This is a genomic window from Proteus sp. CA142267 (genome assembly GCF_003336825.1).
Classification (GTDB): Bacteria; Pseudomonadota; Gammaproteobacteria; order Enterobacterales; family Enterobacteriaceae; genus Proteus; species Proteus terrae.
Genome location: NZ_QPMG01000002.1, coordinates 136,472 through 159,331, shown reverse-complemented (window position 1 = coordinate 159,331; position 22,860 = coordinate 136,472). Strand labels below are relative to the sequence as shown.

At 38.4% G+C, this 22,860-nt stretch carries 24 protein-coding genes and 1 riboswitch; of the genes, 7 read left to right on the top strand and 17 right to left on the bottom strand.

Translation table 11 applies throughout. From position 1 onward, the window contains the following. The first annotated feature begins 15 nt into the window (after window positions 1-15). The 3 genes from C0T34_RS06485 to C0T34_RS06475 are packed head-to-tail and all read left to right on the top strand — an operon-like array spanning window position 16 to window position 2,498. Complete coding sequence (locus C0T34_RS06485) at window positions 16-1,431, top strand: AAA family ATPase (protein ID WP_109849877.1); 1,416 nt, start codon at window positions 16-18, stop codon at window positions 1,429-1,431. Continuing rightward, window positions 1,406-2,041, top strand: coding sequence for a retron system putative HNH endonuclease (locus tag C0T34_RS06480; protein WP_109849876.1), 636 nt, complete (start codon window positions 1,406-1,408; stop codon window positions 2,039-2,041). The genes C0T34_RS06485 and C0T34_RS06480 overlap by 26 nt, the downstream gene beginning before the upstream one ends. A 16-nt stretch (window positions 2,042-2,057) precedes the next feature. Further along, window positions 2,058-2,498, top strand: a complete 441-nt coding sequence (locus C0T34_RS06475) for a glyoxalase (protein WP_098943825.1) — start codon at window positions 2,058-2,060, stop codon at window positions 2,496-2,498. Between the two features lie 137 nt (window positions 2,499-2,635). Here the strand turns inward: C0T34_RS06475 and C0T34_RS06470 are convergent, their stop codons facing one another. From C0T34_RS06470 to moaA, 5 genes are all read right to left on the bottom strand, one after another. Continuing rightward, window positions 2,636-3,346 (bottom strand): Bax inhibitor-1/YccA family protein, encoded by a 711-nt coding sequence (locus C0T34_RS06470; RefSeq protein ID WP_072070555.1) that lies wholly within the window; start codon window positions 3,344-3,346, stop codon window positions 2,636-2,638. Window positions 3,347-3,540: 194 nt separating this feature from the next. Then, a complete protein-coding gene (gene moaE / locus C0T34_RS06465; RefSeq protein ID WP_098943826.1) occupies window positions 3,541-4,002 on the bottom strand; it encodes a molybdopterin synthase catalytic subunit MoaE in 462 nt (153 codons plus the stop codon). 1 nt (window position 4,003) lies between these two features. Further along, complete coding sequence (gene moaD, locus C0T34_RS06460) at window positions 4,004-4,249, bottom strand: molybdopterin synthase sulfur carrier subunit (protein WP_098943827.1); 246 nt, start codon at window positions 4,247-4,249, stop codon at window positions 4,004-4,006. After that, window positions 4,246-4,725, bottom strand: coding sequence for a cyclic pyranopterin monophosphate synthase MoaC (gene moaC / locus C0T34_RS06455; protein ID WP_098943828.1), 480 nt, complete (start codon window positions 4,723-4,725; stop codon window positions 4,246-4,248). The genes moaD and moaC overlap by 4 nt, the downstream gene beginning before the upstream one ends. A 39-nt stretch (window positions 4,726-4,764) precedes the next feature. Then, the gene (moaA, locus tag C0T34_RS06450) at window positions 4,765-5,745 is read right to left on the bottom strand and encodes a GTP 3',8-cyclase MoaA (protein ID WP_098943829.1); all 981 of its coding nucleotides are present in this window, start codon (window positions 5,743-5,745) and stop codon (window positions 4,765-4,767) included. Then, window positions 5,735-5,877, bottom strand: a riboswitch (molybdenum cofactor riboswitch). It overlaps the preceding gene by 11 nt. Before the next feature lie 279 nt (window positions 5,878-6,156). On the opposite strand from moaA, the gene yvcK reads away from it, so the two are divergent. Then, window positions 6,157-7,095: a uridine diphosphate-N-acetylglucosamine-binding protein YvcK gene (gene yvcK, locus C0T34_RS06445; protein ID WP_098943830.1), complete on the top strand. Its 939-nt coding sequence runs from the start codon at window positions 6,157-6,159 to the stop codon at window positions 7,093-7,095. 103 nt (window positions 7,096-7,198) lie between these two features. On the opposite strand, the gene C0T34_RS06440 is transcribed toward yvcK, so the two are convergent. The 6 genes from C0T34_RS06440 to bioB all read right to left on the bottom strand — a co-directional run bounded on the left by C0T34_RS06440 (window position 7,199) and on the right by bioB (window position 14,433). Beyond that, window positions 7,199-8,149, bottom strand: coding sequence for a DUF1266 domain-containing protein (locus tag C0T34_RS06440; RefSeq protein WP_098943831.1), 951 nt, complete (start codon window positions 8,147-8,149; stop codon window positions 7,199-7,201). 188 nt (window positions 8,150-8,337) lie between these two features. Then, a complete protein-coding gene (gene uvrB / locus C0T34_RS06435; RefSeq protein ID WP_098943832.1) occupies window positions 8,338-10,347 on the bottom strand; it encodes an excinuclease ABC subunit UvrB in 2,010 nt (669 codons plus the stop codon). 470 nt (window positions 10,348-10,817) lie between these two features. After that, window positions 10,818-11,501 carry a dethiobiotin synthase gene (gene bioD, locus C0T34_RS06430; protein WP_098943833.1) on the bottom strand — a complete coding sequence of 228 codons (684 nt, stop codon included), beginning with the start codon at window positions 11,499-11,501 and terminating at the stop codon, window positions 10,818-10,820. Next, complete coding sequence (gene bioC / locus C0T34_RS06425; protein WP_109849875.1) at window positions 11,494-12,258, bottom strand: malonyl-ACP O-methyltransferase BioC; 765 nt, start codon at window positions 12,256-12,258, stop codon at window positions 11,494-11,496. The genes bioD and bioC overlap by 8 nt, the downstream gene beginning before the upstream one ends. After that, a complete protein-coding gene (gene bioF / locus C0T34_RS06420; RefSeq protein ID WP_109849874.1) occupies window positions 12,233-13,396 on the bottom strand; it encodes an 8-amino-7-oxononanoate synthase in 1,164 nt (387 codons plus the stop codon). The genes bioC and bioF overlap by 26 nt, the downstream gene beginning before the upstream one ends. After that, a complete protein-coding gene (gene bioB, locus C0T34_RS06415; protein WP_098943836.1) occupies window positions 13,396-14,433 on the bottom strand; it encodes a biotin synthase BioB in 1,038 nt (345 codons plus the stop codon). Before bioB ends, bioF begins: the two co-directional genes overlap by 1 nt. Before the next feature lie 103 nt (window positions 14,434-14,536). Between bioB and bioA the strand changes: the two genes are divergently transcribed. After that, entirely contained in the window at window positions 14,537-15,811 is a 1,275-nt protein-coding gene (gene bioA, locus C0T34_RS06410) for an adenosylmethionine--8-amino-7-oxononanoate transaminase (RefSeq protein ID WP_109849873.1), read from the top strand. Window positions 15,812-15,886: 75 nt separating this feature from the next. On the opposite strand, the gene pgl is transcribed toward bioA, so the two are convergent. After that, the gene (gene pgl, locus C0T34_RS06405) at window positions 15,887-16,876 is read right to left on the bottom strand and encodes a 6-phosphogluconolactonase (protein ID WP_109849872.1); all 990 of its coding nucleotides are present in this window, start codon (window positions 16,874-16,876) and stop codon (window positions 15,887-15,889) included. 149 nt (window positions 16,877-17,025) lie between these two features. Between pgl and C0T34_RS06400 the strand changes: the two genes are divergently transcribed. Next, complete coding sequence (locus C0T34_RS06400; protein WP_098943839.1) at window positions 17,026-17,847, top strand: pyridoxal phosphatase; 822 nt, start codon at window positions 17,026-17,028, stop codon at window positions 17,845-17,847. A 79-nt stretch (window positions 17,848-17,926) separates the two neighbouring features. On the opposite strand, the gene modC is transcribed toward C0T34_RS06400, so the two are convergent. The 4 genes from modC to C0T34_RS06380 form a co-directional block, all read right to left on the bottom strand. Then, window positions 17,927-18,991 carry a molybdenum ABC transporter ATP-binding protein ModC gene (gene modC, locus C0T34_RS06395; protein ID WP_109849871.1) on the bottom strand — a complete coding sequence of 355 codons (1,065 nt, stop codon included), beginning with the start codon at window positions 18,989-18,991 and terminating at the stop codon, window positions 17,927-17,929. Further along, window positions 18,985-19,677, bottom strand: coding sequence for a molybdate ABC transporter permease subunit (modB, locus tag C0T34_RS06390; RefSeq protein ID WP_075672738.1), 693 nt, complete (start codon window positions 19,675-19,677; stop codon window positions 18,985-18,987). Before modB ends, modC begins: the two co-directional genes overlap by 7 nt. Before the next feature lie 17 nt (window positions 19,678-19,694). Then, complete coding sequence (gene modA, locus C0T34_RS06385) at window positions 19,695-20,465, bottom strand: molybdate ABC transporter substrate-binding protein (protein WP_075672737.1); 771 nt, start codon at window positions 20,463-20,465, stop codon at window positions 19,695-19,697. A gap of 420 nt (window positions 20,466-20,885) precedes the next feature. Continuing rightward, window positions 20,886-21,029 carry an AcrZ family multidrug efflux pump-associated protein gene (locus tag C0T34_RS06380; protein WP_071788544.1) on the bottom strand — a complete coding sequence of 48 codons (144 nt, stop codon included), beginning with the start codon at window positions 21,027-21,029 and terminating at the stop codon, window positions 20,886-20,888. Window positions 21,030-21,188: 159 nt separating this feature from the next. On the opposite strand from C0T34_RS06380, the gene modE reads away from it, so the two are divergent. Beyond that, window positions 21,189-21,980, top strand: a complete 792-nt coding sequence (modE, locus tag C0T34_RS06375) for a molybdenum-dependent transcriptional regulator (RefSeq protein ID WP_075672736.1) — start codon at window positions 21,189-21,191, stop codon at window positions 21,978-21,980. Between the two features lie 321 nt (window positions 21,981-22,301). Here the strand turns inward: modE and C0T34_RS06370 are convergent, their stop codons facing one another. Then, window positions 22,302-22,835, bottom strand: a complete 534-nt coding sequence (locus tag C0T34_RS06370; protein ID WP_239450321.1) for an SMI1/KNR4 family protein — start codon at window positions 22,833-22,835, stop codon at window positions 22,302-22,304. Window positions 22,836-22,860 lie beyond the last annotated feature (25 nt).

The window sequence follows — 22,860 nt, the reverse complement described above, 5'->3', positions numbered from 1 at the left end:
CAATAGGCACGCAATATGCAAATCAGCAAACTACGACTTGAAAATTATGGTGTTTTTACTGATGCTGAATTCACGCTAGCCACAAAAGAGGGTAGCGAGGATGGTTCTAATATTACAGTGTTTATTGGTAATAATGGTTCAGGTAAAACCAGTATTTTAGATGCGATAGCAACAGGTTTGAGCTGGTTTGTAGCGAAGTTGGAAGATAATAATGCTCAAGGTAAATCTATTAATGAATCTAAGATTAATCTTTTAGCTTTAGAATCCATAATTTCTTTTGAAAAGAAAGAAATTGGAAAAAGTAATGGAGAAAGATACCAGCTCGATGAAATATCATTAAAGTTATCAAAAATACGCAAACATGCAGAAAATAATCTCATGAATTCGTATATTACTGATAATATTAAGTCTTTCACTTCACCATATCGTAAATTACTTACTAAAAATACAGAAAAAGAAATAAACTTGCCCATTACAGCCTACTATGGTGCAACTCGCCATACTTATGACTCAACAATCAATAGTGCAATTCAGCCTAATAATAGCCATCAATTTGACATTTTATCCGCCTATAAAGGGGCTTTAGAGGCTAAAACAGATTATGCTGATTTCTTTGCTTGGTTTCGTTATCGGGAAGATGTAGAGAATGAAACGGCTCCTCACACTAGCATTATGAAGTTGCTAGAAAAACACACCGATGTAAACAGTGAAATCTATCAAAGTATGTTGGCTGAGCAGAAAAAACTGCAAGATAAAGCACTAACTGCTGTACGTGAAGCCATTAAAATTTTCTTATCTGATGATAGTTCTGCGATTGAAAATATCTATATTGAGCGTACTCCTGATCTTTCCATGAAAGTGGTAAAAGACGGTACACACTTCTCTATTGAACAACTCTCTTATGGTGAAAAGTCGTTGCTAGCAATGATTGGAGATATAGCGCGCCGTTTAACAATTTTAAATCCAACTTTGAATAATCCTTTAGAAGGCAAAGGTATCATCTTAATTGATGAACCTGATGTGCATTTACATCCTCAATGGCAACGACGATTAATCACCTTATTGGATAAAACCTTTCCAAATTGCCAATTTGTATTAACAACACACTCACCATTATTAATCAGTGATCATAAAGATATTTTGGTCTATAGCATTGAAAAAGGTCAGGTTGAAGAAGTCTCTTCACTTTATGGGCAAGATATCAATAGCGTACTGTCAGAAATTATGGATACTGACTTTATCAATCAAAAAGTGCAAAGCCAAATCGGCGATATTCTTGATGCGATTCAAAATGCTGATATTGCAACAGCAAAAAAATTATTAGCTGAATTAGAACAAGATGTTTCAACAAATAATATTGAGCTAGTTAAAGCACGATTATTACTAAAGAAAAAGGAAGTTCAGCTTGAGAAGGAGCAGCAAAAGAAATGATTATGAACCCGCAAGTTTAACTCAATGGAAAAGGCAAAATAAACATAAAAAATACGCTGATTTAACCTCAGAAATTCGAACAGAAATAAGAGAAGAGTTGCTAGAAGAGCAGTTCTATTTATGTGGTCATTGTTGCCAGCAAATAAAATCAGTTCATGACTGTCACAATGAACATATTGAACCACAACAATTGGCACAAAAAAGAACGCTTGATTTTATTAATCTTATCGCCAGTTGTAATGCTAAGAAACAATGCGGTGATTCTCATAAACATCACTCTCTTCCACTCACTCCACTTATGGATGAGTGTGAGACTGAATTACAATTTTCAATTAGTGGTAGAGTTAATGGTGTAACTTCCCGTGCTGAAAAGGCAATTGAAATATTAAATTTAGGCTCGAGCACTCATCCCAATAACTTATTAATCAATAAAAGAAAAAACGCTATTGAGCAAATCCTCTTTATTAATGGAATTAATCCTAGTGAAGGGTTAGAAGATGACGATTTACTTAATGATTTAATTGTAGAGCTAGCAAAGCCTAATGATGATGGAAAACTAGAAAGCTTTTCACCCATTATTATCAATATATTGAAACAGTGGTTAGCTTAACGATAAGGGTACTTTTATGACTCCTTTTATTTCTGGTATTAATATTCTCTTTGTTGCAGGCTTTGGTCCAATTACTCATGATAATGCACAAAGCCAGCTATTTTATAAAGATGCGCTGAATCTGCCGTTAAACCCCATGGAAGGTAATAGCGATTATTTATCAACATCAGAAGGTGAGCTAAAAGGTGTTAAACACTTTGCACTATGGCCTTTAGAGCAAGCAGCTATGTCTTGCTTTGGTGATAATAAATGGGTTGACTCTCTGCCTGTGCCACAATATTGGGTTGAGTTTGAGGTGGAAGATATTGATAGCGCAACTGAGGCTCTAAAACAAAAAGGCTATCAGCTGCTAGTTGATAATCGCATTGAACCTTGGGGACAAACAGTCACTCGTTTGTTAAGTCCTGAAGGCGCTTTAGTCGGTTTAACTATTACACCTTGGTTGCGAGATAATTAAATTTCATTCTATTTCAATTATGTGCAACAAAAAAATTCTCTTAATAAAAGTACAAAAAAATCCCACAACTTATAAAGTTATGGGATTTATTTTTTATGCTGTTTTTAAACTACGTTTATCCGCAGATATCGTTAAAATTAACGACGGTCGCCTAAAATACGCAGTAACATTAAGAACAGGTTGATGAAATCTAAATAAAGCGTTAATGCACCCATAATTGAGTAACGGCGCATATTTTCTTTATCTTCTTGGTTAATTTCATTACCCATATCTTTTAATTTTTGTGTGTCGTAAGCAGTTAAACCTGCGAAAATTAACACACCTGCGTAAGAGATAACCATGCTCATCATTGAGCTTTGCATAAAGATATTAACGATAGAAGCGATAATGATACCAATTAGCCCCATAAACAGGAAGCTACCCATACCCGTTAAGCTACGCTTAGTCGTATAACCGTAAATGCTTAATGCGCCGAACATTGCCGCACAAATAAAGAATGTGCTCGCAATTGAAGATGCGGTGTAAAGCAGTAATACGCTTGAGATAGTCACACCCGTTAACACGGAATAGAGCATAAATAATGAGGTTGCCATGGCTCCACTCATTTTATGAACCATACCTGATAACACGAAAACTAACCCTAATTGAGCAATGATCAGACCAAAAAAGACGATCTTGCTTGAGAAAATCATTGATAATAATGCTTCGCTTGATGCAACGTAGAATGCAACAAACGCAGTTAATAACAGACCTACAGTCATCCAACCATAAACCTGAGCCATAAAGGTTTGTAGGCCAGAACCTGTGCGCTGTACGATTGAATCATTTGAACGTGAAAATCGATCCATGATGATTACCCTTTAATCATAGTGATAACGTTAGGTTTAACGATAACGTCTATTTCAGTAAAGAGCCCATTATGGGCTCATTAGAATTTAATTTTATCACACTGATTTTACATTTCCATGAAATAAACTGTATGAAATGTCATCATAAAATAAATTGAGGTAAAGTTTTGTAGCATTAAATTGAGTGTGGTGATTTATTCCCAGCGCTCGGCTGAGTCATAATCACTTTGACGTGCATCAACCCATCTATCATTATTTTCAGAAAGCCCTTCTTTTTTCCAAAATGGCGCGCGCGTTTTTAAGAAATCCATAATAAATTCGGCGGATTCAAAGGCGCTATTACGATGAGAACTGGTTACACCGACAAACACTATCTCTTCACCAATATGCAGAGTTCCTACGCGGTGAATAACACTTACACGCTGTAGAGGCCAGCGTGAGCGGGCTTCGTTTACAATATCTGTCAGTGCTTTTTCAGTCATTCCCGGATAGTGTTCAAGCGTGAGCGTACTCACTTCATCACCGAGATTATGATTGCGAACTTTACCGGTAAATGTCACAACAGCACCATCACTGTCACACTCTGAAAGCCATTGGTATTCATCACCAACGCTAAAATTTTCGGTTTGTACTGAAATACGAGTTGATGCGCTCATCTTATCCTCCTGTAACAGGTGGGAAAAAGGCGATTTCATCACCATCATTAATAACGTGAGAGCTTTGAACAAAGGATTGGTTTACCGCAGAGAGTAACTTGCCATCTTCTAACGCGAGTGACCAACGTTCACCTTTAGTGATTAATGCCTTACGTAAATCGTCTACCGTGTGGTACTCACAATCTAATTCAAGAGAATCAACACCAACTAATTCACGGACTTGAGCAAAAAAGAGAACTTTAATCATGCTTCCACCTTAAAGTGACCAGATTTGCCACCTGTTTTTTCTAATAAACGTACAGGCCCAATCACCATATCTTTTTGAACGGCTTTGCACATATCATAGATGGTCAATGCTGCTACTGATGCCGCAGTTAATGCTTCCATTTCAACGCCTGTTTTACCCGTTAAACGGCAAACAGATTCAATGCGTACACGGTTAGATTCAGTCAGTGCTTCTAAACGCACTTCAACTTTAGTTAATAACAGCGGATGGCATAACGGGATTAATTCCCATGTTCTTTTTGCTGCTTGAATTCCTGCAATTCTTGCCGTCGCAAATACATCACCTTTATGATGTTTGCCTTCGGTGATCATGTTTAATGTTTCTGCTGACATTTCAACAAAGGCTTCAGCACGCGCTTCTCGCACTGTTTCAGCTTTAGCGCTAACATCCACCATGTGAGCTTCACCGGCGGCATTAATATGAGTTAGTTGAGACATGCACAACTCCTGAAATTAACGAAATAACAGAGCGAAAAACTACCCACCAATAACAGATAAGTTCGGTGTAATACCGCTATCGCCTTGATGAAGAAAATGGGTTTCTCGTTTATGAAGAAGACCACCCTGAATACGCTGTTGTAATGCTTCTTGTTGACTATCATCAGCAAGTAAGTCGCGTAGAGGAATACCATTTTCACCAAATAGGCAAAGATGGAGATTACCAATAGCGGAAACACGTAAACGGTTACAAGTTAAACAAAAGTCTTTCTCATAAGGCATGATCAGACCAATTTCACCTTGATAATCAGGATGGGTAAATACTTGAGCAGGCCCGTCACTACGAGCGCGAGGAATTTGTAACCAACCTTCATTGAGTAAGCGTTGGCGAATAACTTCACCAGATAAATGAAAGCGGTTGAAAATATCACTACCGTCACCAGTTTCCATTAATTCGATAAAGCGCAGTTGGATAGGTCTGTCTTTGATCCAATTAAGAAAATCAGGGAGGTTTTTATCATTCACATTGCGCATTAGCACAACGTTAACTTTTACTTTTTCGAAACCAGCAGTGAATGCAGCATCAATGCCTTCCATCACTTGGCTAAATTTATCTTGCCCAGTAATAGCATGGAATTGGCGAGGATCGAGGCTATCAACACTCACATTAATCGCACTTAAACCCGCATCACGCCATTGGGCAACATCTCTGGATAAACGATAGCCATTGGTTGTTACTGCGATTTTTTTGATAGACGCATTGTCTTTAATGGTTGCGATAATATCAGTAAAATCACGACGCATCGTAGGTTCGCCACCTGTTAGGCGAATTTTTTCTGTTCCTAATGCGGCAAAAGATTGTGTCAGTCTGCTGATTTCATCTAACGAAAGAAATGATTTATGACCGTTAGGCTTATAACCATTAGGCAGGCAATAAGTACAACGGAAATTACAAACGTCTGTAATTGAAAGACGTAAATAGAAAAATTTGCGGGAAAACGCATCAACGAGTTCTTGCATAGTAACACCTTTCCAAATCGGGAGATGCTGGCATTTCTACCTTGCACCCTGGTGACTTATTTCGTCACGGCCAGAACATCATATCTTGTAAACACACGACTTAGACGTTAAGGCTAGGAGTTAATCTTTACCTGTTTTTCACAGGTTTCTAATACCTATATATTTATTGTGGATTCTACCTGCTAATTTTTCAAAAAGCGAATAATGTTTTCGCTATATAATTTATAATACAACGACTTACGACATTTTAGTCTCTCTATTAACATAAGTAAAAGTACTTTCATTGATTAAATATTAAGCTATCAAAAGTAAAATTAAACTAGGAATGTGATGAAATCACGTCGTGATCATAGGCTTAAAATTTAATTGTGATAAATTAGCGGCAAATTTTTAAAGATGAGTAGAACAAATATGCGAAATCGCACGCTAAGTGATTTAGATCGTGTTGTTGCCCTTGGTGGTGGTCATGGCCTTGGACGTGTGCTTTCAGCACTCTCCTACTTAGGCTCTCGTCTTACTGGTATTGTTACAACAACAGATAATGGCGGTTCTACTGGCCGTATTCGCCAAGAGGAAGGCGGTATTGCATGGGGAGATATGCGCAACTGTATTAATCAGTTAATTACAGAACCTTCCGTTGCTTCTGCAATGTTTGAATACCGTTTTTCTGGTACTGGTGAGCTGGCTGGGCATAATTTAGGTAATCTAATGCTTAAAGCACTCGATAACTTAAGTGTTCGCCCTTTGGAAGCCATTAATCTTATTCGTGGATTATTAAGAGTGAATGCTCACCTTATTCCTATGTCTGAACAAGCCGTTGATCTTATGGCGATAGACGACCAAGGAAATGAGATTTATGGTGAAGTCAATGTTGATATTTTACCTAAGATCCCCCAAAAACTTGATCTCTACCCTAAAGTCCCGACTACACGAGAAGCCATTGAAGCAATTGAACAAGCAGATTTGATCTTAATTGGTCCGGGTAGCTTTTTTACCAGCTTAATGCCTTTGTTATTACTGCCAGAACTTGCGCAAGCATTACGCCGCAGCAGTGCAACAACGATTTACATTGGTAATTTAGGCAAAGAGCTAAGCCCTGCAGCTGCGAGTATGACGATGTCTGATAAAATCGCCATGATGGAGAATTATATTGGTTTACAAACAATAGACGCGGTGATTATTAGCCCTGAAACTCAATATGAATCGATGAAAGGTCGATTAATTGTACAAGCGCAATTGGAAGCCAAAGATATTCCTTATCGTCACGACCGCCATCTATTAGGCAAAGCTATTGAGTTAACGTTGCAGCAATTAGGACAACGTAATTCATCACCTCAAGCTGTTAAATAGGATTTAATTACTTACTTTCATAAAAAAACCGCATCTGCAATAAACAGCAAGTGCGGTTTTTTGTTGGTAAAAAACAATATCACTATTGGTTTTCAGCGCGTTATTAGCTATTAAGTTGTTTTAATGTAATACGCTGGCTAATCGCATCTTCAATTTCATCAAGTGTCATTGGTACATCATTTTTCATCAGACCAAGGCCTGCAACAGTACGAGAAAACGACATTAAATCTAATGGCGGTAAATCCATGATCCAATTCTCTTCTGTTGCTAGTGTATCTTCAGCATTTAGAATATTTTGTATAACATCCGTAAAAGCTTGATGAGAAGATACCCAATCTTGATCACCACTTGCCCAAAACCAACGAGCAGCAATAAAGTTTCTCCACATATCTTCCCAACCATCATAAATACGACGCAACATTGATGCGCTCATTAATGACCATGTTTGGGCTTCTTGTTGAGTAATATAACCTTGCTGGCAACCTTCTAAACAGAGCTTGTTAAAACGGCAGAGATCCCAAATAAGATATTTCACATTTTGGATATTCATGCGATTTGTGCTCATCATATCGATTTGCCATAAACGCTCATTTTTATCGTGTTCAGTTAACTCAGAAAGTAAAATATCATTTTTTAATGACTGAACATCGTCTTCTTTGCCATCCAAAATTTGGTCACGTAGCTGATAAAAATCATTAGTGTGACCTTGAGTGAGCAACCAAAATAGTTGATAAACTAAATCCCAACGGTCGTTAATTCCCCAACCTGCTGATAATCCACCATCATCTTTACCTGGATCGTATTCGTTATATGCCCACTCATTCATTGCGGCATAAGGTGCTGCAACATATAAACCCCATTCATTGGGCAACAACTGACCTGACGTATTTTCTGCTTCAGATAAAATGGGCTCCTGCCCTGCTGTTGATGGTTTTTGTAACTCACTATCTTGTACAGCAAATTTGCGTAGCCATTTAAAAAGCATAATAAGAAGAATAACACCAAGAATTACCCCTGCAGAGCTGGGAAACCCTGCATAAACATAACCACTCATTCACTGTCCTTAATGTCTTTTTTATCTTTGTAAATAATTGACGCTTTGTTTGTTGTGGTATTTAAACAGTTGAACGCCATTAAGGGAATATCAAACAAGGCAAAAAATGGAAGATAGAAGATAAAAAGGAATAATCCCTGTAAAAATACGGATATCCCTTTATCAATTTGTGAGCTTAATTTCTTTGATTAAGAGTTAGCAATAAACTGAGCGCGTAATGCCTGCAACTTATCACGAGTACTCGCCGCTTTCTCAAATTCAAGATCTTTTGCATATTGATACATTTCGGCTTCTAAGCGTTGGATCTCTTTCTCCAATTCAGCCGTTGATAACAACGGATAATTTTCATGAATATCCGCTGCCTTATGCCCTTTCTTATTACGTCCTTGAGAAGGCTGGCCAATCTTAAGGATATCGCCCACTTTCTTATTTAACCCTTTAGGCACAATGCCATGCTCAAGATTAAACTGTTGTTGTTTCTCACGACGGCGTTCAGTTTCACTTATAGCTCTCGCCATTGAATCAGTAATTTTATCGCCATATAAAATCGCTTTACCTTCTAGGTTACGAGCTGCACGACCAATGGTCTGAATCAATGAACGCTCTGAACGTAAGAAGCCCTCTTTATCAGCGTCCAAAATCGCCACCAAAGAGACTTCTGGCATATCCAAACCTTCACGAAGTAAGTTGATACCCACTAAGACATCAAACTCACCTAGGCGCAAATCACGAATAATTTCGACACGCTCAACAGTATCAATATCAGAGTGTAAATAACGAACACGCTCGCCATGCTCCTCAAGATATTCCGTTAAATCTTCAGCCATTCGTTTTGTCAGTGTTGTTACCAGCACACGTTCATTTTTTGCTGCACGAATACGAATTTCAGAAAGTAAATCATCAACTTGCGTACCAACTGGTCGCACTTCGACAATGGGATCAAGTAAGCCTGTTGGCCTTACGACTTGCTCAACAATTTCATCACCCGATTTTTCAAGCTCATATTTACCTGGCGTCGCTGAAACATAAATTGTTTGTGGTGCTAATGCCTCAAACTCTTCAAAACGTAATGGGCGGTTATCAAGTGCAGAAGGTAAACGGAAACCATATTCAACGAGGGTTTCTTTACGAGAGCGGTCGCCTTTATACATTCCACCAATTTGAGGAATAGTAACGTGTGATTCATCAATCACTAATAAACCGTTAGCAGGAAGGTAATCAAACAGAGTTGGAGGTGGCTCACCGGGACCTCTACCTGACAAATAGCGGGAATAGTTTTCGATACCGGAGCAATATCCCAACTCATTCATCATTTCGAGATCAAATTGAGTGCGCTGTGTCACGCGTTGCTCTTCTACCAGTTTATCGTTAGCTAAAAGCACTTTGCGTCTCTCTGCGAGTTCTTTTTTGATTTCTTCCATCGCTTCAAGAATACGTTCACGCGGGGTGACATAGTGCGTTTTAGGATAAACGGTAAAACGGGGTACATTGTAGTGAATTTGCCCCGTTAAAGGGTCAAACAGTGAAAGACGTTCGACTTCTTCATCAAAAAGCTCAACACGTAATGCATAATCATCAGATTCAGCAGGAAAGATATCTATCACTTCACCACGGACACGAAATGTACCGCGCTGAAAAGCTTGATCATTGCGAGTATATTGTAAATCAGCAAGGCGACGTAAAATGGCACGTTGGTCGATTATCATGCCATTAGTCAGATGAAGCATCATTTTTAAATAGCTATCAGGATCACCCAAACCATAGATAGCAGAAACCGATGACACAACAATAACATCTTTACGTTCTAGCAAGGCTTTAGTGGCTGATAGACGCATTTGTTCGATATGTTCGTTAACAGAGGCATCTTTTTCAATAAAGGTATCAGAGCTTGGAACATACGCTTCAGGCTGATAATAATCATAATAAGAAACAAAGTATTCCACTGCATTTTCAGGGAAGAATTCTTTCATTTCACTATAAAGCTGTGCTGCCAATGTTTTATTTGGCGCCAACACCATAGTCGGACGATTTAGATTGGCAATCACATTGGCAATCGTAAAGGTTTTACCTGAACCTGTTACCCCCAAAAGAGTTTGATGAGCAAGACCATCATCTAATCCTTCACAAAGTGAGGCAATAGCAGCAGGTTGATCACCACCCGGTTTAAATTCAGAATGCAGTTTAAAATCTTTGCTCATATTTTCTTCTCCTCGCTTACACTCCTTATGATACTGGATAAAAATCCAGCTTCAATCTCTATCTAATAAAATTTGTCTGAATAATTAGCATAAGTTATCCCCAGTTTTGGAACTGGAGTTTTTTCAAAAAGCAACCCCCTTTATTGTGAATTATTCAAAGAAACACACTGACATCATTCGCTCTATTGATTTTATTTAATTAATTGATATATAAGAATTAAAAATAAAAGTTGAGAATAACGCCAATCTTTAGCAATGCCTTGTATTCTCTCTATTCAGAGTATTTTTATAATGGTAATACACAAGGTTATCCACAGGAATAGTGGATAACTACACAAAGTTGTTATCTCTCGGTAGGTTACGTCTTTTTTTCCACCTTAAAATATCCCTCAAAATTGGCGAAATTTATTTTTTTTATTTTTTTATTGGTATAAAAAATGGACTTTTATAACTTACTTAATAATGACCGATCAACTTAGTTTTAAACAGGAAAGATCGAGATAAGGAGTAAAATCATGCTCTTTTACTTCGTTTAAATAGGGTATTTTACCTAAGAATGGAGCTTTAATATGCTGTTTTAATGTTGTCAGATACTCTTTCTGATATCGCCCTGCTGGCTCAACTTCGTTCGCAATCCAACCCGCCAATGTTAAACCAGATTGAATAATTGCTTGTTGCGTTAATAACGCATGATTAATACAACCCAATTTAACACCCACAGTCAAAATAACAGGTAGCTTTTCATTGATAACCCAATCAGAGAAAAATTGGTTTTCTGATAGTGGTGTAAACCACCCCCCCGCTCCTTCGACTAAAACCCAATCGGCTTGCTGGTTTAAGTAAGACAATCCTTCTGACATCACATCAAAATCAATAGGTTGGTTCATTTCTTGACTAACAATATGTGGCGATGTAGGCGTTTCAAAACAGTAAGGGTTAATACGCTGATAATCTAATTTTACCGTACTGAATTTTTGCAGTGTAAGTGCATCTGAATTACGTAAACCTTCATTTAGCCACTCACTTCCTGATGCAACAGGTTTATAGCCCAGAGTTTGATACCCTTGATGTGCCGCACATTGCAATAGAGCACTACTTACCACGGTTTTACCTACTTCTGTATCTGTGCCTGTTAAAAACCATGTCTTAGCCATGTGATATTTTTCCTATAACAATTTGATAGGTAAGTAAATATTTACCTGATTCTGTTTTCCACACATTTTCTAGTGCACGGAATTTTTGTCGTGTCATTAACCCTTTTTGTCGATCACCCTGCACAAAATTGGCGCCAACCCCCTTCAAAGAAGCAAATAGCGCATGTAATGAGTTGTATTGTTCAGTGACAGTTTCAGTAGAAAATTGGCAATGAAAACCACGACACGCTTTCTCAATATCTTGAAGCGATAAAAAGGGATTTACATGAGGGTGTTTATCAAGAGATTGCCAAGCATCTCTGACTTCTTGCAGTGTCAACGTAGTGAGTGTTGAGAAATAAAGAGCACCTTTTACATTGACTGTATTCATTAATGTTTTAATAGCGCCAGATAAATCCTCACACCATTGCATCGCTAAATTACTAAATACAATGTCCACACTTTGTGGTGCAATCGCGCAGTGTTCGATATCACTTTGTAAGTAGCCATTAGCTCGTTGTTGTTGTTTTGCCATTTGTAGCATGCTGTGTGACAGATCAAGTGCAATAACAAACTTGCCTTGTTGCTTCCATTTTTGGCTGAAATATCCTGTTCCACATCCTGCATCTAACACAATATTGCCACTATCCTGATGCGCTAAATCCATTAGTTTATTGCCGCTATAACGCTGAATATTAGCGTGATTATCGTAATGAATAGCTGCTTTACCAAAAGCTTGAGCTATACGTTGTTTATCTGTTTTGACTGAAGAAAACATGAAGCGTCTCGATTAACAGCTTAATATCTGAAAGGTGATGGCGAGTAGTTAACGTTATTCGTAAACGTGCACTTTGAGGGGGTACGGTGGGTGGGAAAATTGCTTTTACCCAAAGTCCTTTAGATTGCAGATAATCTGAAAGTGTTTGGCATAATTGTTCATCACCAATAATTAATGGCTGAATAGCCGTTTTTGAAGGTAATAATTTAATCGGAAGTGAAATTACACCTTGGCGAAAGGTATCAATTAATTGTTGAAAATATTCCCGTTCATTATCCGCTTGCTTAATAACATTCAAAGCAGAGTTTAAGGCTATAGCTTGTGCCGGTGGCATTGATGTACTATAAATAAGATGCCGAGCATATTGTTCAAAAAACTCTGCGGTTGGCTTATTACAAAGCACAGCCGCTCCGCTGACACCAAACGCTTTACCAAAAGTGACTACCAATATTTCAGGTTTAATCCCTGCATCATCGCAACTACCTCGGCCTTCTTTACCTAAAACGCCAATACCATGCGCATCATCGACCATTAACCATGCATGATGTTTTTGGCTTATTGTTGCTATTTCTCTTAATGGTGCTTTATCTCCATCCATACTAAATACCCCTTCTGTTACCACTAAGGTTTTATTAGCTGACGTTTTATTAAGCCGTTGAGATAAAGAGCCAGGAGAATTGTGTAAAAATCGCCATAATGTAGCAGGTGATAATACTGCAGCTTCCATTAGAGAAGCATGACAAAGTTTATCTGCAATAATTGCATCATCTTTTTCAAGTAATGCCGAAATGATACCTTGATTAGCACTGTAACCGGATGAAAATAACAGTGCATTATCGTAGCCTAACCAATCTGCAATATGCTGTTCTAACTGCGAATGAGCTTGTGTAAATCCTGTGATATGACCTGATCCACCGCTACCTACACCGTATTCATCGGCACCTTGTTGCCATGCTTTAATAACGTCCGTATGTTGACTGATACCTAAATAATCATTGCCTGAAAAATTAAGGTATTTTTCACCGGATGTGGTGATCAAAAAACGCCCATCCGCTTGTTTGATCACTTTGCGTTTTCGCCATAATGGCGTATTTCTACGCACATTAAGTTGTTCATTTAAATAGGTTTCCCAGCTCATTACAGTGCCGCGTTATAGAATTGTTCAGTGTCTTTATTGGCAACAGCTTGTATCAAAGCTTCTTCTTGCTGATTGTCACCCATAGATACTGCTAATCGTTCAGGATTTAAGCCTAATTTGCGGAATAATTGGTGATCTTTATCTTCGGTTGGATTGGTTGTCGTTAATAATTTACAACCATAGAAAATAGAGTTAGCCCCAGCCATAAAGCAGAATGCTTGTGTTTGTTCACTCATTTGCTCACGCCCAGCAGAAAGACGCACATAAGAGCGAGGCATCATGATACGAGCAACGGCAATAGTACGAATAAAATCAAAAGGATCGACATCTTCATTATCTGCAAGTGGTGTCCCTTTTATTTTGGCAAGCATATTGATAGGCACACTTTCAGGAGGCTGTGGCAAATTAGCTAACTGCACCAACATTGCTGCCCTGTCTTTAACTTCCTCGCCTAACCCTAAAATCCCGCCAGAACAGACTTTAATGCCAGCATTACGTACTTTATCAAGCGTATCTAAGCGATCTTGATAGGTACGCGTTGTCACTATACTGCCGTAAAATTCGGGTGAGGTATCAAGGTTGTGGTTATAAAAATCCAGCCCGGCATCTGCTAAGCGGTTAGCTTGTGAATCATCTAATTTGCCGAGTGTCATGCAGGTTTCCATGCCCAATGCTTTAACCTCTTTTACCATTTGCTCAAGGTAAGGCATATCGCGCTCATGTGGGTTTTTCCATGCAGCTCCCATACAAAAACGCGTTGAGCCTGCTGCTTTGGCTTTTTTCGCAGATTCAATCACTTGCTGCACTTCCATTAAGCGCTCTTTCTCTAATCCCGTTTTATATCGCGCACTTTGGGCACAATATTTACAATCTTCAGGACAAGCCCCTGTTTTAATGGAAAGCAAAGTACTCACTTGGATTTGCGAAGGGTCAAAATGTTGACGATGAACTTGTTGTGCCTGAAAAACCAAATCTAAAAATGGCATATCAAACAGTGCTCTGGCTTCTTTTAGTGTCCAACGTTTTAGTGCGCTCACAATGCAATCTCCTTTTTAAAAGTGATTGCCAGTTTAAATAATAGGGTTATCATGTCAACTAAAATTGATCACCATTGGTTTACATGATTAAGTGAAAAATATAATGACACCTGAAGATATCGCTTTCGATTTACGCCATATTTGGCATCCATACACTTCGATGAGTAATCCGTTGCCTGCTTACCCTATTGTCAGTGCAAAAGGCATTGAATTAGTCTTGGCTGATGGTAGAAAACTGATTGATGGAATGTCTTCATGGTGGGCAGCAATTCATGGATATAATCATCCTGAGCTTAATAATGCAGTTACCACACAATTAAACAATATGTCTCATGTAATGTTTGGTGGTATTACTCATCCACCAGCAGTATCGCTTTGTCGTAAATTATTGACGATAACACCAGATCCTCTTGAATGCATATTTCTAGCAGATTCGGGTTCAGTTGCTGTTGAAGTCGCGCTGAAAATGGCCTTGCAATATTGGCAAGCTAAAGGTGAAAAACGTCAACGTATTGTGGCGTTAAAACAGGGCTATCATGGTGATACATTTGGTGCTATGTCAGTGTGTGATCCCGATAACTCGATGCACAGTCTCTACAAAGGTTACTTACCTAATCATCTCTTTGTGGATGCACCAAAAACCGGTTTTTATGAAGAGTGGGATCCGGCTGATATCAACTCATTACGCTCAACACTAGAGCAACATCATCAAGAAATTGCGGCCGTTATGCTTGAACCCATTGTTCAAGGTGCGGGTGGAATGCGAATTTATCATCCTGAATATTTAAAGCACGCAAGAGTTTTGTGTGACGAGTTTGATGTACTACTCATTGCCGATGAAATAGCCACTGGTTTTGGTCGAACAGGTAAGTTGTTTGCCTGTGAACATGCTGAAATATCGCCAGATATCATGTGCGTAGGTAAAGCATTAACAGGTGGGTATATGACTTTATCAGCCACCTTAACTACACGTCATATCGCAGAAACCATCAGTCAAGGTGATGCAGGGTGCTTTATGCATGGCCCTACTTATATGGGAAATCCTTTGGCTTGTGCTGTTGCTGATGCTAGTTTATCTCTATTAGCAAAAGGCGATTGGATAAACCAAGTTGCAGAAATTGAAAAACAACTAAAACGCGAGCTATTACCGTTAAAACAGGCTAAAAGTGTCAAAGATGTGCGCGTTTTAGGTGCGATTGGTGTGGTCGAAATGAACGAGCCAGTCAATATGGCAAAATTACAAAAAATCTTTGTTGATGAAGGGGTTTGGATCAGACCTTTTGGCAAGCTTATTTATATTATGCCACCGTTTATTATGCCACCAGTAAGCCTCACTAAACTCACTCAAGCTATTGAAAAAGTGGTTAGTCTCTCATAAATCTTTCATAAAAAATAAACCTCTAGCAAGGCAATATTCTGCTAGAGGTTCACAGTGATTTTTATACTGTGACAGTTATTTCGTCACGACGGTAACCCACATTGCGCCTTTACCTACTGGGTAATACGCTAATTCAGTTAATGCACCAGTGTGTTTATCAATACGAGAGACAGAGGCAAAATCTGATTTTTGACCACAAGAAATCAGGTAATTTCCTATATTATCAAGATTAAAACCACGAGGCTGTGTTTGAGTTGGGTAATAACCCACAGGTTGCAGATAATCTCCCGACTCTGAAATTGCCATCGCACAAATAAAGCTTTCTGAGCGCTCGCTCGCATAAAGAAAACGGCCATCTGGTGTGATATGAATATCTGACGCCCAACGGGTACTGTTAAATGTTTCAGGGACGATATCGACCGTTTGCATTAAACGATATAAATCCCCCATACGACGGTATACATTGATTGTCGCATCTAATTCATTCAGGCAATAAAACACATCACCATTAGGATGAAATGCCATATGACGAGGACCTGCATTTTGTGCTGTTGTCAGCTCTTCAGTGCCCGCCTCTGTTAAATAACCCTTTTCTGATAAATTAAATAAACGAATATGATCTTCACCTAAGCAAGGAACAATCAGTTGTTTATTATCCCAATCGATATTGGATGAATGAGGTTTATTTAATCCTTCAATAATTTGAATAGCTGATTGAGGGATCCCCTTCTCATTAATAGGCAAAACTGCCAAATTGCCTTGGTGATAAGAAGGAACAAATAAGAAACGCTCTGTTTTATCTAAACATAAATGGACAGGCGTACTTGGAATGGAAGTGATAGCCTTTTGCTCTAACTGGCCGTCGTCCGCAATCACAAATGTCACCACACTAAAATGAGGACGAATACCCACATAAAGGTATTTCCCATCTGCACTTGCAATCATGGGTTGTACTTGCCCTGCAACCTCAACAACCTGCAATAAATCCATTTCACCTTCAGTGTTTAATGCATAAACATGGATTTGTTGACTCTCTGGACTTGCTATGTAGACTACCTGTTTCATCCCTTCTCCTCAAAACCGATTACCCATTGATTTATAAAGAATAACAGAACAACTAACGATAACCTGTCACGATTAAGCTAGTTTATCTTTTATTGGTTAACGTGTACCATCAACGACATTGCATCTTAATACTATCAAGGGGCTTATTTATGTCATATCGCGTTATTGCTTTGGATCTTGATGGCACACTGCTTGATGACCAAAAACGTATCCTGCCAGAATCTTTAGAAGCACTCAATCTTGCAAGAAAAGCAGGTGTTAAAGTCTTAATTGTAACAGGTCGTCATCATGTTGCTATTCATCCATTCTATCAAGCACTCGATCTTGATACCCCTGCGATCTGCTGTAATGGAACTTACCTTTATGACTATATTGGTAAGAAGGTACTAGAATCCGATCCATTAACTACCCAAGAAACCAGCGCAGTATTAGATCTTGTTAAACAAACAGATGTACATCACTTAGTTTATGCTGATGATGCAATGATGTATGACCAACTATCAGCCCCTGTACAACGTACTTTGAAATGGTCAGAAACATTGCCTACTTCACAGCGTCCAAATTTAATCAAAGTCGACGATTTTTATAAAGCTATGCATGATGTTAATGCCATTTGGAAAATTGCGACAACAACGCCTGATCACGATGAGTTACGCACTTTAGTTGAAAAAATTGAGCAACAAGTCGGTTTAGAGTGCGAATGGTCTTGGGTTGATCAAGTTGATATCGCTAAAAAAGGCAACAGTAAAGGTCGTCGTTTACAACGTTGGGTTGAAGCGAATGGCATGAATATGAGTGATGTTATTGCCTTTGGTGATAATTTTAATGATCTTAGCATGCTAGAACATGTTGGCTTAGGTGTTGCAATGGGTAATGCTTCAGATGAAGTGAAAGCTCGCGCTAGAATGGTCACTAAGGTGAATTCACAACCGGGTATTGCAGAGACTATTCATAAATATATTTTGTCTTAGTCTTATTTTTACCATTCCCCAAAAGTAAAAGACCTCATTTAAGATGAGGCCTTTTTTATCGACAAATACAATTGATAAATCAAAGATGACGACTTAGCGAAATGCTCTTTATTTGCGCATAAAGCCATTGCCCTTCTTGAATATTCAATTCATCTTTTGCCCAAGGCGTGATCCTCGCCCATAAATAATTACCATCATTGACAAGTTTCACATCAACTTGGCCATCATTTTTAATGGTTTCAACCACTTTCATATGCAATATATTACGAATACTGCTATTTGATGGACGAGTGGTAGTCAGTGATACATCAGAAGCATCGATACGAACACGCACATCACGACCAATTTTAGCCTCAATTTGAGGCAACCACAGCACTTGGTTACCGAAAGCCGTTGCTGTCATATCGTAATGGCTATGGTGTTCTACTACCATCACATTCGCGATACTGCTGAGTGTCTCTTTTTGTAACCACGGACGTAATGCACTACTTGCCCATACATCTTCCAGCTTACCTGTCGCCTTAATTTTTCCTGCATCCATTACAATGACGTTATCTGCAAGTCGAATAATTTCATCAAGGCTATGGCTCACATACAAAATAGGAATTTGTACATCTTGTGAGAGCTTTTCTAAATACGGCAGTAACTCACGTTTCCGCGGTAAATCAAGCGATGCTAAAGGCTCATCCATTAGCATAATATCGGGTGCTGTTAACAACGCTCGCCCTATGGCAACACGCTGTTTTTCGCCACCTGATAATGTTATCGGAAAACGCGCAAGTAAATGTTCGATACCTAACAAATGAATAATGCGATCAAACTGCACTTTCATTGTTGGAGACATACCGTAAAGCAGATTTCCTTTTACTGTGTAATGAGGAAACAGTCGTGCATCTTGGAATACATAACCCACTTTGCGTTTTTCAGGTGGCAGATAAATTTTCTTTTCTGTATCCACCAGTGTGTGATTATTTAATACAATCCGTCCTGAATCTGGCTTGGTTAAACCGCCAATCACATTAATCAATGAGGTTTTACCGGCTCCGGATAAACCAAAGACTGCGGTAATACTTTCTGTTGGTAGTTCAGTATTGACTTCCAGACGCAGTGATCCTAGCGTCTGTTTAAAATTCATCTCTAGCATACGCCCCCCAATCTTTTACGACCCCAACGAGTTAGCCACTCTGAAGCCATTAAAGAGACGAGCGCCAAAATAATTGCAATAACACATAAACGGGCGGCATCCATTTCCGCACCCGGTGTTTCAATTAAGGTATACATTGCCAGAGGGATCGTTCTTGTTTCCCCTGGAATATTGGAGACGAAAGTGATTGTTGCGCCAAATTCTCCCAATGAGCGCGCAAATGCCAACACAATCCCTGCGATAATCCCTGGCATAGATAAAGGTAACGTTATGGTAAAAAAGACGCGTATCGGTGATGCCCCTAAGGTTCTCGCCGCTTGTTCCATACGTTGATCGACAGCTTCTAATGCTAATCTGATCGCTCTAACCATCAGTGGAAATGCAACAACTGCGGATGCAAGTGCTGCGCCTCGCCAACTAAAGGTAAAGCTAAAACCAAACCAGTCATACAACCATTCACCAATAAATCCACGTCTTCCCATACTGATCAGTAAAAGATAACCGACCACAACAGGAGGTAGAACTAAAGGTAAATGAATAATGCTATCAAGCAATGATTTACCAGGAAAACGTACCCTAACTAAAAGCCAAGCCATAAAAATACCAAAAGGTAGACTAATAATAACTGCAATAGTCGATACCTTAAGGCTTAGTATGATGGCTTGCCATTCGTATTCACTTAACATCTCCAAAAGTATAATTCCTACAGTGGGCTAAAGCCGTATTTCTTAAAGATTTCTGCGGCTTGAGGTGTTTTCAGATAGTCATAAAAATCACGAACTGCTTTATTGTCCTGACCTTTTACAACTGCCATTGGATACTCAACAGGTTTGTGGCTATCAGCTGGGAATACGCCGACCACTTTCACTTTATCACTCGCAACCGCGTCAGAACCGTATACGATACCTAATGGTGCTTCATCACGTTCAACCAGCGCCATACCACTACGTACGTTATTAGTACGAGCCATATCTGGGCTTACTGTATCCCATGCACCTAAATATTCTAATGATTCTTTTGCATAGATACCAACAGGCACATGGTCCGGATCGCCAACAGCTAGTTTTCCGCCATTAAGTAAGGATTTCCATTTGGTTTCCTTATTAATAACAACGTCATTTAATTTACTATCTTTAGGGGCAATGAGTACTAAATCATTACCTAATAGTGTATGACGTGAATCTGCAACCATTAAATTTTTATCGATTGCGTAATCCATCCACTGCTGATCTGCTGAAATAAACAGATTTGCAGGTGCACCTTGTTCAATTTGGCGAGCCAGCGTTGAAGAAGATGCATAAGATGCAACAACTTCAGTTTGCTTTTCTTGCTTATATTGTGCCGAAATTTCATTAAGAGCATTGGTAAGAGAAGCGGCAGCAAATACCGTTACTTTTTCCGATGCAAAACTTTGGCTTACTAAAGCAAAAGAGATAACTGCGCCAGCAAGTAACTTGCCTGATAATTTTTTCATGTTCTAATTCCACTTAAATTAAAGGATGACACGCTGTATATACCAAGATACAGCGTAAAATGAAAGAATTAGATGTTAGAAACTGGTTATATATCAATAAATATAGCCATTAAAAAGAAACAGAAAATGGAGATAGATACGCACTCAACAACACGACAATTTGAAATGTGTGAATAGATACTCTAAATAATTCAAGTCACAGCTAGGCGACAAGTGAATGAGTCGCTAGGAGCATACATAAGTATGTGACTAGTGCGAATGAACACAGTCAACGACGCTGTGGCTTGAAGTATGACGAGTATCATGAGTGTGTGGCTAGTGCGAATGAACACGCTGTGGCTTGAAATATGGCAAGTACGCGTAGATAAAAAAACAGCCCTTTACAAAATAAAGGGCTGTTCTAAATCAGGGAGGGAGAAATTATGATTTTTTGTCTGCTTTTGGCTGACTTGGTGAAATCAAGTTAAACACTTCACCTAAACCATAAATGATGCCCATAATCAGTACCATTACAACAGGTACCATCAAGAGAGCAAACCCTAAACTTTTCAACAATTCAAGCATGATAACCTCTTTATCATGGTATATTCGGAAAGCCAGAGTTGGCATTTCTTCACGAATGACGAATAATAACGCTATAGATGTATATATTCTAGAGAATTATCGCTTTGTGTCGGCACAAAAAATGCGATAAACACACAAAAAAAGAAGAAGCCTATCATTATGCAAGCAGAAATATTATTAACTCTTAAACTTCAAGATAAGCTCTTTGCCGATCCTCGTCGCGTAGCATTGTTAAAACAGATCAAGGCGACGGGTTCAATTAGCCAAGGGGCAAAAATGGCGGGCATTAGTTATAAAAGTGCTTGGGATGCCATTAATGAAATGAATCAACTCGCAGACGAACTTCTTGTTGATAGAGCAACAGGCGGTAAAGGTGGCGGTGGTGCAACTCTCACACATTATTGTGAGCGCTTACTTCAACTTTACGATCTGCTCGGTCAAATTCAGCAAAAAGCCTTTGATGTATTGAAAGATGATTCACTCCCTCTGGATAGTCTTTTAGCGGCTATTTCTCGTTTTTCACTACAAACCAGCGCTAGAAACCAATTTTTTGGTACGATTATTGAGCGTGATAACCTACAAGTTCAACAACATGTTAATGTGCAACTTGCAGATAGAAAAACAACTATTCGTGCTGCTTTGACAGAGAAAAGCGCTGATCGTCTAGGACTTAAAAAAGGTAAAGAAGTACTGATTTTAATTAAGGCACCTTGGGTCAATATTGAAAAAGGAACTTCTTTAACACAGCAATATGATAATGCGCTTTCAGGCACACTCACTCAAATTGAGACCGGAAGTGAAAACAGCGAATTAGTGGTGACATTAGAAGGTGGACAAGAAGTTTGTGCCACATGTTCTAATCAGCACGTTAAAGAGCAAAAACTGCATATTAATGATAGCGTAACCGCTTTATTTAATGCTGATCAGGTGATTGTCGCAACACTGTGTTAATCATTAATATGATTGCTTTTAAATAAAAAATAAAACCATCACTTAGTTATTATTTTAACAATAATATTAAGTGATGGTTTTTAATTGATAAAATTATAAAAAGTTGCCTTACACTTGGTTGATATAAGATGATTTTAATATCCATTTAAACTTTCCGACTAATACAACGCGTAAACGCCTCTTTTATTGAGGCACCTAAAACCTCATTACTATAATTGCTTTTTAATGTAATAATTGCACTATCAGGTATTCCCTTACCGACCCAATGATCCATACATAAGATGTTATTTGTGATTTACACTCAATATCAAAGCTAATTTTTTATAATCTCAACAAATCACCTGAAAAATAAACTGGTGTAGGAGTTATAAAGCTTTCGTTATAAGAGCTAATTATATGTCCTAGATATTCATTAAAATTCTTATCTAACGCTCTTACCTTATCTTCATTTTCATCATAATGATAAACTAAGTTAGGCTGATCTGAGTACGTTAACAGAAAATAATATTGAGTTTCTGATTCTATTGAAATAAAAAATGGCTTTTGCTCTAACATATCCCACAACTCCAGATTATATAACTCCTCTCTTAAGCCGTATTGGAATAGAACATGCCCTCGTATAAACCATTCTTTGTAAAAAATGAGAGGATCATCCCCAAAAAAACCACCACTACAACGCCCAATACAATTCAAAAAATCATAAAGTTGATCAGTTGCTTTAATATCATAAAGACGTTCAATTTTTTTTATCTCATCATCAGAATACCCCTTTATTTTATGAATATTGATTGGAAGCTCTGGATAGACAGTATGTAAATAATTTATTAATTGATTATTTTTCATAGATAAATTCATATAATAAAAAATCACCTTACCCATA